This window comes from Ferrimonas sp. SCSIO 43195, from assembly GCF_023716685.1.
In the GTDB taxonomy this organism is placed as follows: domain Bacteria; phylum Pseudomonadota; class Gammaproteobacteria; order Enterobacterales; family Shewanellaceae; genus Ferrimonas; species Ferrimonas kyonanensis.
Genome location: NZ_CP072679.1, coordinates 3,287,493 through 3,299,615, shown reverse-complemented (window position 1 = coordinate 3,299,615; position 12,123 = coordinate 3,287,493). Strand labels below are relative to the sequence as shown.

At 55.7% G+C, this 12,123-nt stretch carries 12 protein-coding genes; 9 read left to right on the top strand and 3 right to left on the bottom strand.

Features of this window, described 5'->3' with window-relative positions:
- Positions 1 to 4: 4 nt before the first annotated feature.
- The 4 genes from J8Z22_RS15395 (at position 5) to J8Z22_RS15380 (ending at position 2,874) form a co-directional block, all read left to right on the top strand.
- Positions 5 to 517 (top strand): 4Fe-4S dicluster domain-containing protein, encoded by a 513-nt coding sequence (locus tag J8Z22_RS15395; protein ID WP_252006978.1) that lies wholly within the window; start codon positions 5 to 7, stop codon positions 515 to 517.
- Positions 514 to 1,038, top strand: a complete 525-nt coding sequence (locus J8Z22_RS15390; protein WP_028112272.1) for an NADH-quinone oxidoreductase subunit C — start codon at positions 514 to 516, stop codon at positions 1,036 to 1,038. The genes J8Z22_RS15395 and J8Z22_RS15390 overlap by 4 nt, the downstream gene beginning before the upstream one ends.
- Positions 1,035 to 2,117: a nickel-dependent hydrogenase large subunit gene (locus J8Z22_RS15385; RefSeq protein WP_028112273.1), complete on the top strand. Its 1,083-nt coding sequence runs from the start codon at positions 1,035 to 1,037 to the stop codon at positions 2,115 to 2,117. The genes J8Z22_RS15390 and J8Z22_RS15385 overlap by 4 nt, the downstream gene beginning before the upstream one ends.
- 118 nt (positions 2,118 to 2,235) lie before the next feature.
- Positions 2,236 to 2,874: a Crp/Fnr family transcriptional regulator gene (locus J8Z22_RS15380; RefSeq protein ID WP_211227274.1), complete on the top strand. Its 639-nt coding sequence runs from the start codon at positions 2,236 to 2,238 to the stop codon at positions 2,872 to 2,874.
- Positions 2,875 to 2,924: 50 nt separating this feature from the next.
- Here the strand turns inward: J8Z22_RS15380 and J8Z22_RS15375 are convergent, their stop codons facing one another.
- The gene (locus J8Z22_RS15375; RefSeq protein ID WP_028112275.1) at positions 2,925 to 3,533 is read right to left on the bottom strand and encodes a GPR1/FUN34/YaaH family transporter; all 609 of its coding nucleotides are present in this window, start codon (positions 3,531 to 3,533) and stop codon (positions 2,925 to 2,927) included.
- A gap of 364 nt (positions 3,534 to 3,897) precedes the next feature.
- Between J8Z22_RS15375 and J8Z22_RS22230 the strand changes: the two genes are divergently transcribed.
- From J8Z22_RS22230 to glnS, 3 genes are all read left to right on the top strand, one after another.
- Positions 3,898 to 4,128 carry a FeoA family protein gene (locus J8Z22_RS22230; RefSeq protein ID WP_028112276.1) on the top strand — a complete coding sequence of 77 codons (231 nt, stop codon included), beginning with the start codon at positions 3,898 to 3,900 and terminating at the stop codon, positions 4,126 to 4,128.
- Between the two features lie 3 nt (positions 4,129 to 4,131).
- Positions 4,132 to 6,375, top strand: coding sequence for a ferrous iron transport protein B (gene feoB, locus J8Z22_RS15370; RefSeq protein ID WP_252006977.1), 2,244 nt, complete (start codon positions 4,132 to 4,134; stop codon positions 6,373 to 6,375).
- A gap of 284 nt (positions 6,376 to 6,659) precedes the next feature.
- Complete coding sequence (gene glnS, locus J8Z22_RS15365; RefSeq protein WP_252006976.1) at positions 6,660 to 8,333, top strand: glutamine--tRNA ligase; 1,674 nt, start codon at positions 6,660 to 6,662, stop codon at positions 8,331 to 8,333.
- A 101-nt stretch (positions 8,334 to 8,434) separates the two neighbouring features.
- Here the strand turns inward: glnS and fur are convergent, their stop codons facing one another.
- A complete protein-coding gene (gene fur / locus J8Z22_RS15360; RefSeq protein ID WP_028112278.1) occupies positions 8,435 to 8,857 on the bottom strand; it encodes a ferric iron uptake transcriptional regulator in 423 nt (140 codons plus the stop codon).
- A 250-nt stretch (positions 8,858 to 9,107) separates the two neighbouring features.
- Between fur and cobB the strand changes: the two genes are divergently transcribed.
- The gene (gene cobB / locus J8Z22_RS15355) at positions 9,108 to 9,833 is read left to right on the top strand and encodes a Sir2 family NAD+-dependent deacetylase (RefSeq protein WP_028112279.1); all 726 of its coding nucleotides are present in this window, start codon (positions 9,108 to 9,110) and stop codon (positions 9,831 to 9,833) included.
- A gap of 45 nt (positions 9,834 to 9,878) precedes the next feature.
- Here cobB and pepE read toward each other — a convergent pair whose 3' ends face one another.
- Positions 9,879 to 10,586 (bottom strand): dipeptidase PepE, encoded by a 708-nt coding sequence (gene pepE, locus J8Z22_RS15350; RefSeq protein ID WP_028112280.1) that lies wholly within the window; start codon positions 10,584 to 10,586, stop codon positions 9,879 to 9,881.
- 493 nt (positions 10,587 to 11,079) lie between these two features.
- Here pepE and htpX point away from each other — a divergent pair, with 493 nt between their 5' ends.
- Positions 11,080 to 11,961 carry a protease HtpX gene (htpX, locus tag J8Z22_RS15345; RefSeq protein ID WP_028112281.1) on the top strand — a complete coding sequence of 294 codons (882 nt, stop codon included), beginning with the start codon at positions 11,080 to 11,082 and terminating at the stop codon, positions 11,959 to 11,961.
- Positions 11,962 to 12,123 lie beyond the last annotated feature (162 nt).

Here is a 12,123-nt window from a genome sequence, read left to right as displayed (position 1 = left end):
TCCCATGGGAATTGTAAAACTGCTGTTTCGAAATCTGCTCAAAGGGCCGTCTACGGATCCCTTTCCTTTCGGCGACACCTTTACGCCGAAGGCGCTGCGGGGCCGCATCGAGTTTGATGCCAGTCGCTGCACCGGCTGTCGCATGTGTGAGTACGTGTGTGCCGGTGGTGCCATCCGTTTTCAGGAAACCGATGCGGGCTTGAAGTTTCACCTGTGGCACAACAGCTGCGCCTTTTGTGGCCTGTGCGAGCACTACTGCGTACCCGGCGCCATTGAAATGACCCAGGACTGGCACCTGGCGCACCCGCAGCAGGAGAAGTACACCATGGTGGAGCAAGGGGTGGTGCGGCGCTTGCCTTGTGAGGGTTGCCGGACGGCGATGGTTCCTACCACCGAGCGCCTGATTGGCCGCGCATATGCCGGTTCCAACGCCGCCATTGAATCCCTGTCCCGCTTATGTCCGGACTGCCGCCGCCAACGCTCGGCTCGGCAGTTGACCAAAGGAGAATTGCTATGACCCCGATGTTTCAAAGTGTGGCTGCCAGCCTGGGCAACAGCCTGAGCCAACCGGCCGACTGGTCGCAGAGCACCAATGGCAAAGGCGTCACCGTGGCCTGGTGCCGACTGAGCGATGCGGCCCAGATCCTGCCGATGGCACGCCTGATCAAAGTACTGGATGGTCGCCTCAGTACCATTACCGCCTACCAGATTAAGCAGCAGCCTGACGGGCTGGAAATTGCCTATCACTTCGATCTGGATGGCGACACGCTGACCGCCACCGTCACGGTGGACGCCGCGCCGCGCATCATTCCGTCGCTGACCGGCGTGTTTCGCAATGCCGATTGGAATGAACGTGAGTTTATGGAGCTGTATCAAATCGAGGTGACCGGTCACCCGAACCCTCGGCGCCTGTTCATCGATGAAAACATCGACCCGGCGGTGCTGCAACGCTTTATTCCCTATTCCGATCTGGTTAACGCCGCCAGCACCAAGGCTTTGTGGGAAAAAATTATGATCACCAAGGGAGACACGCAATGAGCAGCTATAAGGTACCTGTGGGCCCTTTGCATGTGGCGCTGGAAGAGCCCATGTACTTCAAAGTCGAGGTGGAGGGGGAAACCATCAAGGGCATCGACATCACCGCCGGCCATGTGCATCGAGGCCTGGAGTACCTGGCGGTAAAGCGAAACTTCTATCAGAACATTACCCTGACCGAACGCTTGTGTTCCCTGTGCTCCAACAGCCACCCGACCACCTACTGCATGGCCCTGGAAACCATCGGTGGCATTGAGGTGCCGCAGCGGGCTCAGTACCTGAGGGTGATCGCCGATGAGGTCAAGCGGGTGGCATCGAACCTGTTTAATGTGGGGATCATGGCCCACATCATCGGCTTTGATTCTCTGTTTATGCACGTGTTGGAAACCCGGGAGGTGATGCAGGACGTCAAAGAGACCGTGTACGGCAACCGCATGGATCTGGGCGCCAACTGCATCGGTGGGGTGAAATACAACCTGGATGCCGATAAGGTGGCATACCTGACCGAAAAGGTTCAGGGAATGATACCGGCGGTGGAGGAGATTAAGGCGTTGTACAACAGCGATCACTTCATTGTGTCGCGAACTCAGGGGGTTGGGGTGCTGACTCTGGAGGACGTCAAGGACTACGGCTTGGTGGGGCCGGTGGCGCGGGCGTCGGGTCTGGCGTACGACGTTCGGGTTCAGGCCAGTTACGCCATCTACGATCAACTGGATATGGAGATTCAGACCCGCAGTGGCGGTGACGTATGGTCGCGGGCCATGGTGCGCATCGATGAGGTGCTGGTGGCGCTGGATCTGATCTTGCAGTGCCTGGCCAAGCTGCCCCAGGGGCCCATTGCCATCACTACGTTGCCCAGCATTCCCGCCGGGGAAGCGATCGCAAAAAGTGAGGCACCCCGGGGAGAGTTAATTTATTATCTGCGGACCGATGGCAGTGACAAGCCGGAACGTCTGAAGTGGCGGGTACCCAGTTACCCCAACTGGGATGCATTGCAGACCATGATGGCCGGGGAGAAGATCGCCGATGTGCCGTTGATGGTGAACAGCATCGATCCTTGCATTTCATGCACAGAGCGGTAGTGCCGGGGAGAGCGACGCGGCTTGTCATCATCCAGCCATTCGGCTAGCGGCCAGGGTACATAGGGAAGAACACAGGAGCGCGGTGGTGCAATCAAAAATGAGACTGTCTAGGTTCAACATGATTGAACTGTTAAAGGCGCCTCAATATAAAGGCTTTCTTTCCGGCTTTCAGGCGCGTCAGTTTGCCCGCGGCAACCTGGTGAGCTCGCCGGAGCAGCAAAGCAATGAGGTGTTTATCGTGGTGTCCGGGCGACTGCGGATCTTCCTTTCCTACGAGGGCAAGGAGTTTACTCTGTGCTTTCTGGAGCCGGGGGATCTGTTCAGTACCCATACCCGGGTGATGATTGAGGCCTGCAGAGAGGCGACCATCATGTCCATCAGCGTGGCGCGGTTTCGGGAGGAGGTGGTGCGCTTTCCTGAGGTGTCGCTGGTGATGACCGGCATTCTCGGTCAGGTGCTGGGCGGCACTCTGGATGTTATCGAGGGGATCATGTTCCACGATGTTCGTTACCGGTTAGTGGAGTTCTTGCTGTCGCTGGCGGACGAGCAGGGCAAGCACACGGAAACCGGCACCGAGTTTGGCTGCGACCTCAACATGGAGGAGATCTCCTTGTTGATCGGCACCACCAGACAAACCGCGTCGTCGCTGCTGAATACGCTGATCAAAGAGGGCCACCTGGTTCGGTTAGGCCGCGGCCGCTACCGAATGCCTGAGCCGCAAACGCTCAGGAGTCTGCTGGAAGGCGATGATATCTGAAGGTAAAAAAAACCGGCTCACTGAGCCGGTTTTTTTGTTTGCAAGCCAGTTTAGTGGGCCATGGCCACGTTGGCCTGGGCGGCGGCTGGACGCTTGAGTTCGCCGATGGGCATGATGGTGCGACCATACTCGCCGTTGATGATGGTGGCCATTGCCAGGTAGACGGCACTGGCACCACAGACGATGCCTTCGAAACCGGCGATGGTGCCCAGCAGGGCGCTGCCGGTGAAGTCACGAGCCGCCAGCAGGAAGAACAGCACGGTCAGGCTGCCAAAGATAAACTGTTTGGCACGAGGGTAGTTTGCCAGGGTGGCAATAAACATAAAGCCGGTAAACAGGCCCCACAGGCTCAGGTACCAGCCCATGAAGTGATGCGGGCTGCCGGCCACACCGATTTCCATGTTTGGCATCAGAATCAGCCCTACCAGAGTCAGCCAGAAAGAGCCATAGGAGGTAAAGGCCGTGGTGCCAAAAGTATTGCCATTGCGGTACTCCATAATGCCGGCAATGATCTGAGCGATGCCACCAAAGAAGATACCCATAGCAAGGATCATGCTATCGATAGGGAAATATCCTGCGTTGTGGATGTTAAGCAGAATAGTGGTCATGCCGAACCCCATCAGCCCCAGTGGGGCCGGGTTTGCAATCTTTTGTGTCATGAGTTTACCTAAACTATGTTAATAAATTGTGGCGCAAACGCCTGAATTAGTGGCGGATTATAAAATGGTCATTTGATTTTTCGATGTGACAGGGGTCACGGCTGTACCAGCAAATTGAGGGGAGTCGCAAAACTTTGAATTCCATTCGCCATGCCTTTTTTTGCCTGTGACCCAGATCCCGGTTTATCCACTGGAATCGCACTGGCCAGAGCGGCAATAAAAAAAACAGGCCGAACAACTTAATAAAATAGGAATTATTATTATTTGAGGTGCAAAACGGCGAGCTAGGTCAAGGATTTTTGTATTTCCTTGTGTATACTTGACTGTAAATGAAATCAATTCCCATTTAGATACAGGTAGCACAATGGTTTTATCGGAGTTGGGGTTAGGACAACGTGCAAGTGTGAAGCGTTTGGGTGATCAGAGCATGCCTCTGACCCTGAAGCGCCGCTTGATGGCACTGGGCTTCACAACAGGCAGTGAAGTGCAGATGGTACGTTCGGCACCTTTGGGTGGCGCAGTACAACTTAAAGTTCGGGGTGCAAGCTTGTGCCTCAACAATCGTCTGGCTGCGCAGATTCACGTAGAGGGATAACGAATGACTACTATGCGTTGTGTTGCTGTCGGTAATCCGAACTCCGGCAAATCAACCCTGTTTAACGCACTGACGGGCAATAATGTGTCCGTGGGCAACTGGGCCGGTGTGACCGTCGATAAAAAGGTCGGCAAACTGGATCTGGACGGCGTTCAGGTGGAAATCACCGATCTGCCCGGATTGTACGATCTGGAAGCGGCGGATGGCGAAGGCTTTATTGATGAAAAGATCAGCCGCGATTACCTGTTGGGTAGCGACGTTGATCTGTTGATCAATGTGGTGGATGTGTCTCAGCTGGAGCGCAACCTGTACCTGACCACCCAGTTGCGCGAGCTCGATGTGCCGATGCTGTTGGTGCTGAACAAGGGCGACGTGACCGAGCGTCGTGGTGTCGAGGTCGACACCCAGGCTTTGTCTGCCAAGCTGGGTTGCAAAGTGGTTCAGATCAGTGCCAAAAGCGAGCAGGGACCGAAGCTGGTCAAACAGGCGCTGGCCGAGATGGCCGCCAAACCTGCCGGCGAGGTGCTGTCCATTGGCATTGATGCCAGCATTGAGCAGGAACTGACTCGCCTCGACGGCATCCGTGCCCGTGCCATCAGTAAGTTGCTGTCACAGAGTGATGCCGATGCTCAACAGGCTTACAACAAGCTGGTTGCTGCGGATCTCAGCCCGGCGGAGCACATTGCCGATCGACGCTATCAATTTATCGGTGACCTGGTTGGTGAGACCGTGTCTCAGCCCAGCATCTATCACTCGGTCACCGAGAAGCTGGATAAGTACGCCCTTAGCCCCATGACCGGGGTGCCCATCTTCCTGGGCATGATGTACCTGACCTTTATGTTCGCCATTAATGTCGGGGCGGCGTTCATCGATTTCTTCGACATCGTCGCCGGTGCCATTTTTGTCGACGGCACCGCGCTGCTGATGGGCAATGCCGGCCTGCCAGATTGGATGTCGGCCATTCTGTCCGACGGTGTGGGTGCCGGTATTCAGACCGTCGCAACCTTCATTCCCGTGGTGGCATTCCTGTACATCGCTTTGAGCATTCTGGAAGTGTCCGGTTACCTGGCTCGCGCCGGTTTTGTAATCGAAGGCGTGATGCAGAAGATTGGCCTTCCCGGAAAGGCGTTTGTGCCGCTGATTGTCGGTTTCGGCTGTAACGTTCCTGCGGTGACCGCCACCCGTTCTCTGGATACCAAGCGTGAGCGTATCGTCACCGCCATGATGGCGCCGTTCATGTCCTGTGGTGCCCGTCTGCCGGTGTACGCCCTGTTTGTGGCGGCGTTCTTCCCGGATAACGGTCAGAACCTGGTGTTTGTGCTGTACCTGGTGGGCATCGTTGCCGCAATCCTGACTGGCCTGCTGCTGCGTCATACCCTGCTGCCGGGCCAGGCTAGCCAGGGCTTTATGGAGTTGCCGGATTATGAGATGCCAACCCTGGGCGCCATTGGCCGCCGCACCTGGCAGCGCACCAAGCAGTTCGTGCTGGGCGCCGGTAAAACCATCGTGATCGTGGTGACCATCCTCAGCTTCTTCAACTCCATGGGCACCGACGGCAGCTTCGGTAACCAGGATTCGGATAAGTCAGTATTGTCTGCCGCCTCCCAGGTGGTAACGCCGCTGTTTGACCCCATGGGCATCAAGGAAGACAACTGGCCAGCGACCGTTGGTGTCATTACCGGTATCTTCGCCAAGGAAGCCGTGGTCGGCACCTTGAACAGCCTGTACAGCCAGGGCGGTGAGGAAGAGGGCGGTGAATACAGCCTGCTGGGCGCCGTGAACGAAGGTCTGGCGACCATTCCGGAAAATATGTTTGGTATTGCCTGGGACGATCCTCTGGGCCTGAACATCGGTGATGCCCACGATACTGACGCCATGGCAGAAGAGTTTGGCTTTGAAGCCGCGACCCTGAGCAACCTGGAAGCCGGCTTCGAAACCCGCGCCGCCGCCTTTGCTTACCTGCTGTTCATCCTGCTGTACACTCCGTGTGCTGCGGTCTTGGGGGCCATGGCCGGTGAATTTGGCAGCCGCTGGACTGCGTTCAGTGCGGTATACACCTTCGCCTTGGCCTATGCCACCGCGACCCTGTTCTATCAGGCGTCCCGACTGGCGATAGAGCCGGCTCATGCCCTGTTCCACATCGGTACCATCGTGGTGTTGGTGGTGGCTGGTATCGCTTACCTGCGCCGTGTGGGCAAGAAGAGCCAGATGGGTGTCGGTGACATTCCGGTGGCCATTAAAGAGTAATGTCATGAGCGGCGCGCCCGGCGCCGAGCTACGATGACAGATGCAAAAGGCAGCCCTTCCGGGTTGCCTTTTTGGTTTCTGCGGTGTCGTTGAACCCGGGGATTTTTAGCCGGTTAAACCCTGCCAGCTCTGGCTTTGGGCGATCAGTTTGGCCGTTGGGCGCAAATGTTGGCCAAAAAGCCAAAAAAGTCACCGTGGGAGGGAGTTTTGGGTCTTGCTCCGATCCCCCTGATAGTGGATCATAGTCCCCTTATACGTTTTTTTGCAGTTAGTCGAGGGCAACCATGACCCAGCCGGACAACGACGTTCGTCCAAGCAACTTTATTCGCAATATCATTGATGCCGATCTGGCCTCGGGCAAACACTCTGCTGTTCAGACCCGGTTTCCGCCAGAGCCCAACGGCTATCTTCATATTGGTCATGCCAAGTCCATCTGCCTGAACTTTGGCATTGCCAAGGATTATCAGGGTCTGTGTAATCTGCGTTTCGATGACACCAACCCGGAAAAGGAAGACGTCGAATACGTCGAGTCCATCAAGCAGGACGTGCAGTGGCTGGGGTTCCAGTGGCACGGAGACATCCACTACTCTTCAGACTATTTTGAGCTGCTGTATGGGTACGCCGTTGAGCTGATCAATAAAGGTCTGGCTTACGTGGATGAACTGACTCCGGAGCAGATTCGTGAATACCGCGGTACCCTGACTCAGGCCGGTAAGCCAAGCCCGTACCGGGATCGCAGCCCGCAAGAGAACCTGGCACTGTTTGAAAAGATGCGTGCCGGTGAGTTCAAAGAGGGCACGGTCTGCCTGCGGGCCAAAATCGACATGGCGTCCTCCTTTATGGTGATGCGGGATCCGGTACTGTATCGGGTTAAGTTTGCCCACCACCACCAGACCGGTGATAAGTGGTGCATCTACCCGATGTACGACTTTACCCACTGCATCTCCGATGCCCTCGAGGGGATTACCCACTCTCTGTGTACTCTGGAATTCCAGGACAACCGCCGCTTGTATGACTGGGTGCTGGAAAACATCAGCATTGAATGTCAGCCTCGCCAGTATGAGTTCAGCCGTTTGAACCTGGAATACACCGTTATGTCCAAGCGCAAGCTGAATCAGCTGGTGACCGACAAGTTGGTGGATGGCTGGAACGACCCGCGTATGCCGACCATCTCTGGCCTGCGTCGCCGAGGCTATACCCCAGCGTCGATTCGGGAGTTTTGTCAGCGCATTGGTGTTACCAAGCAGGAAAACACCATTGAGATGGGCTCGCTGGAGTCGTGCGTGCGCGATGACCTGAACGTCAATGCGCCCCGGGCCATGGCGGTGCTGGATCCGGTTAAGGTGGTACTGGAAAACTACCCTGCCGACAAGGTGGAGGTGCTGAATGTGGCAAACCACCCTTCAGATGAGTCCATGGGAAGCCGTGAAGTGCCGTTCAGCCGGGAAGTCTGGATTGAGCGTGATGACTTCCGGGAAGAAGCCAATAAGAAATTCAAGCGTTTGGTTCTCGGGAAGAAAGTGCGTCTTCGCGGTGCCTACGTGTTGACCGCAGAGCGCGTCGACAAGGACGAGAATGGTGAGGTAACCACCATCTACTGTTCCGTGGATCTGGACAGCCTGGGTGTGGATCCAGCCGATGGTGTGAAACCGAAAGGGGTGATTCACTGGGTGTCTGCCAGTGCCGGCCTGGAAGCCGAGTTCCGCCTGTACGATCGTCTGTTCACCGTGGAAAATCCCGGTGCAGCGGAGGAGTTCGAAGCGGTGCTGAACCCGGACTCTCTGGTGGTGAAGCGTGGTTTTGTCGAGACCAGCCTGAAACAGGCGCAAGCCGAGCAAGCGTTCCAGTTTGAGCGGGTCGGCTACTTCTGTGCCGACAGCGTCGACAGCCGCGCCGACGCGCTGGTGTTTAACCGCACCGTTGGTCTGCGTGATACTTGGGCCAAAATCAGCGGTTAATCTGGATGGGCCCGTTGTCAGGGCCCTTTCAGGCACAAAAAAGCGGAGCCACAGGCTCCGCTTTTTTGTGCTTGTCCGTTATTACAAGACTGCCGGTCTATTTAATGGTCGCACTTGCCATCGGTGCTGACGCCGTACAGGTATAAGCTGTGGTTGGTCAGTTTAATGTTGTGCTTCATGGCAATCTCGTTTTGACGCTGCTCAATGGTCTCGTCGCTGAACTCAATCACCTTGCCACAATCGAGGCAGACCAGATGGTCGTGGTGATGCTGGCTGGCCAGCTCAAATACCGCCTTACCGCTTTCGAAGTGGTGGCGAGTGACGATGCCGGCGTCATCGAACTGGTTCAGTACGCGGTATACCGTGGCCAGTCCAATCTCCTCTCCTTGGTCCAGCAATAATTTATACAGGTCTTCGGCACTGATGTGCTGATTGCCCGGGTGCTGCAACAGCTCGAGAATCTTAACCCGTGGCAGGGTGACTTTCAGGCCTGCTTTTTTTAGTGCTTGGTTTTCGTCCGTCATGGCAGTCTCTTGCATAAAGTCAGAGGGTTCTGACACTTTGTAATTAGACCCATTATAGGTAGCTTGTCCGCAACATTAAACCTTCGATATTGCAAGGATTTGCGATTCGATGCTCATTGTGGCAAAAAATGAGCCCGATGCGTTTGAAAATACGGCAAACTGAAAGTGAAGGCAAACGTCAAAAATCGATCGCCCTTGTCGGGAGCGACGGTTAAGATGACAAAGGCGTGCAAAAATCAGGGATGGAAGGATGGCAATGAAGATAGTGGTGCTCACCGGGGCCGGGATCTCGGCGGAGTCGGGTCTGAAGACGTTTCGTGCCGAAGATGGCCTGTGGGAGCAGCACAGCATCGAAGAGGTGGCCACGCCGGAGGGGTATGAGCGCAACCCAGAACTGGTACGGGAGTTCTATAATGCCCGTTGGCAGCAGCTAGGCGATGCTCAGGTTCAACCCAACGCGGCCCACAGTGCCCTGGCTGAGCTGGAGGCCAGAGATGGGATTGAGCTGACTCTGATTACCCAGAACATCGACAACCTTCATGAGCGGGCCGGCAGTCGCCGGGTCATTCATATGCACGGTGAATTGGCCAAGGCCCGCTGCCCCCGCAGTCAACAGGTGTTTCCCATGGTGATGCCGTTTGCCGCCGACAATTGCTGCACCTGTTGCATCCCTGCGGAGATACTGCGCCCCCATGTGGTGTGGTTCGGAGAGATGCCGCTGCAGTTGAACCAGATCTATCAGTCCCTGTCCGGGTGCGACCTGTTTGTAGCCATCGGCACCTCGGGCACCGTCTATCCTGCTGCAGGCTTCGTCGACATGGCCAGCCAGGGGCATGCTCAGACCCTGGAGATCAACCTCGAGCCGTCCGAGGTTCAAAGTCAGTTTCAGCATCATCTGCGGGGTAAGGCCAGCGAAATGGTGCCGCGATTGGCGGACTGTCTGGCCCGCGGAGTGCCATTGACGGAGATCGTGTAGAAACAAAAAAGGGCCACGAGGCCCTTTTTTATTAGCGGCAGGCAATTACAGCAGGAAACTGATGTCGCTGCCTGGTTGAATCTCTTCCTTCTGGGTGGTGCCTTCAAACAGGTAACCACTCTTGTCCCCTTTGAGGACCAGCGCATCGCCCTGACGGAAAATGGCTGAGCCTTCGCAGATGCCCACGACCGGAGACAGCGGGTCAATGCAGGTGAATTCCTGCAGACGCTGGGCTCGAGTTTCACCGTTATGGCCTGGGGCTTGATAGTCACTGTAGTGTGGGTTGATCTGGAACGGAACCAGAGCCAGGGCATCAAAGCTGGGCGGCTCAATGATTGGCATGTCGTTGGTGGTGCGAATCGACTTGCCGGCCACGTTGGAACCGGCACTCCAGCCAACATAAGGCATGCCGTTTTTGACCTTGTCGCGAATCGCCTCAACCAGGTTGTGACGGTACAGTTCGTGCAAGAGGTGGAAGGTGTTGCCCCCACCGACCATGATGCCGTCGACCTCTTCCAGTGCTGCCACCGGATCCGGGCATTCGTGAGCACTGCATACCTGGCATCCCAGGGAACCTAAGGCTTCCGCAACCCGTTGCTGGTAGTCGTCGTAACTGATGCTGACTCCGGCATAGGGAATGAACAACCACCGGCTGCCTGGTTTTACCAGCTTTTCCAGCATGGGAAGGGCATGGCTCAGGTAGGGGGTGTCATCGACGCGGGAGCTGCTTAGCAATAACATTGATTGACTCATGGAGCGAATTCCTTATTTCACGCTATCCGCCTGATAATAAGACGAAAATCGACGGATGTCCCGAAGAAAAACGACCAGTGGAAAACTCTTTAGGGATCAAAAAGATAGGGCCAGGTGCCAACTCGCCGGAGTTCGAATAGTATTTGGTTATATCATTATAGCCCAACTGTCGGATAATGCCGCATCTTGTGGTTGAAGAGTGCTGAAAGTGGCATATACTGTATTTCGAAGTGTGAATTGGTTTCCCAAACCACCAGAAAGCCACCGCCCCAAACGGTGGCTTTTTTTCCTCTGAATTTTGATCGCCCTCCCATCGCGGTTATTGCTGAGAGAATGGCCCTGTTTTCGGCCCAGATCGGGAATTTCGAGGTGTGCGTCAGTTTTTTACTTGGAAAAATGTGACTTGAATCAGAGATATTTCGCCCCCATCTGTTGTCTATAGGATGACTCACCCTGTGTGAGCCATTGATGACGTGTCTTTTTAGGAGAATAGATGAAACGCGTACTCTTGTTCCTGGCGACCAACCTGGCGGTAGTGCTGGTGTTGGGTATTGTACTGACCCTGCTGACCTCGGCGTTGGGCATTCAGCACAACAGCATTCCTTACATACTGGTGCTGGCGGCGGTGTTTGGCTTCGGTGGTTCAATTCTGTCGCTGCAGATGTCCAAGTGGGTGGCCAAGCGCTCCATGGGCCTGCAGGTGATTGACCAGCCCCGGGATGAAACTGAGACCTGGCTGATGGAGACTGTGGCTCGTCAGGCCCAGCAGGCCGGAATCAAGATGCCGGAAGTGGCGGTGTACTCCGCGCCAGAGATGAATGCGTTTGCTACCGGTCCCAGCCGCAATAACTCGCTGGTGGCGGTCTCTACCGGGTTGATGTACGGCATGAACCGGGATGAGGTCGAGGCGGTGTTGGCCCATGAAGTCAGCCACGTCGCTAACGGCGATATGGTGACCATGGCCTTGATTCAGGGGGTGGTGAACACCTTCGTGATTTTTGCCGCCCGCCTGATTGCCGGTACCGTCAGCAATGTGCTGTCGTCCGGAGATGAAGAGGGCAGCGGTGAGGAAGCCAGTTACATGACCTATTTTCTGGTGTCCATGGTACTGGAGATCGTCTTCGGTATCCTGGCGTCCTTTATCGTGATGTACTTCTCCCGTCAGCGTGAGTTTCGGGCTGACGCCGGCGGTGCCGCCCTGGCGGGACGCCATAAGATGATTGCGGCGCTGGAGCGTCTGCGTGGTGGTCAGGAGAGCCAGATGCCGGCGACCATGGCGGCCTTTGGCATCAGTGGCAAGCGCAGCATGAGCGAGTTGATGATGAGTCACCCGCCTCTGGAAAAGCGGATTGCCCAACTTCAGGCCAACGGCTAATACCGGCTTAGCTCAGAAAACAGGCAGCATTCGCTGCCTGTTTTCGTTTTCTGAACTGAAACCGAATCCTTTGTAAAATTAGATGTCTAAGGCCAAGAATTACGTTCTTTTTTGATCTGACCACCGTTTTTCCACCCTCTCAACTGATAAAGTTAGCCCGCC

Coding starts and splice junctions, on each gene's coding strand:
- htpX (WP_028112281.1), top strand. CDS start 11,080: ATGAAACGCGTACTCTTGTTCCTGGCGACCAACCTGGCGGTAGTGCTG.
- J8Z22_RS15395 (WP_252006978.1), top strand. CDS start 5: ATGGGAATTGTAAAACTGCTGTTTCGAAATCTGCTCAAAGGGCCGTCT.
- J8Z22_RS15380 (WP_211227274.1), top strand. CDS start 2,236: ATGATTGAACTGTTAAAGGCGCCTCAATATAAAGGCTTTCTTTCCGGC.
- feoB (WP_252006977.1), top strand. CDS start 4,132: ATGACTACTATGCGTTGTGTTGCTGTCGGTAATCCGAACTCCGGCAAA.
- glnS (WP_252006976.1), top strand. CDS start 6,660: ATGACCCAGCCGGACAACGACGTTCGTCCAAGCAACTTTATTCGCAAT.
- J8Z22_RS15375 (WP_028112275.1), bottom strand. CDS start 3,533: ATGACACAAAAGATTGCAAACCCGGCCCCACTGGGGCTGATGGGGTTC.
- J8Z22_RS15390 (WP_028112272.1), top strand. CDS start 514: ATGACCCCGATGTTTCAAAGTGTGGCTGCCAGCCTGGGCAACAGCCTG.
- J8Z22_RS15385 (WP_028112273.1), top strand. CDS start 1,035: ATGAGCAGCTATAAGGTACCTGTGGGCCCTTTGCATGTGGCGCTGGAA.
- pepE (WP_028112280.1), bottom strand. CDS start 10,586: ATGAGTCAATCAATGTTATTGCTAAGCAGCTCCCGCGTCGATGACACC.
- J8Z22_RS22230 (WP_028112276.1), top strand. CDS start 3,898: ATGGTTTTATCGGAGTTGGGGTTAGGACAACGTGCAAGTGTGAAGCGT.
- fur (WP_028112278.1), bottom strand. CDS start 8,857: ATGACGGACGAAAACCAAGCACTAAAAAAAGCAGGCCTGAAAGTCACC.
- cobB (WP_028112279.1), top strand. CDS start 9,108: ATGGCAATGAAGATAGTGGTGCTCACCGGGGCCGGGATCTCGGCGGAG.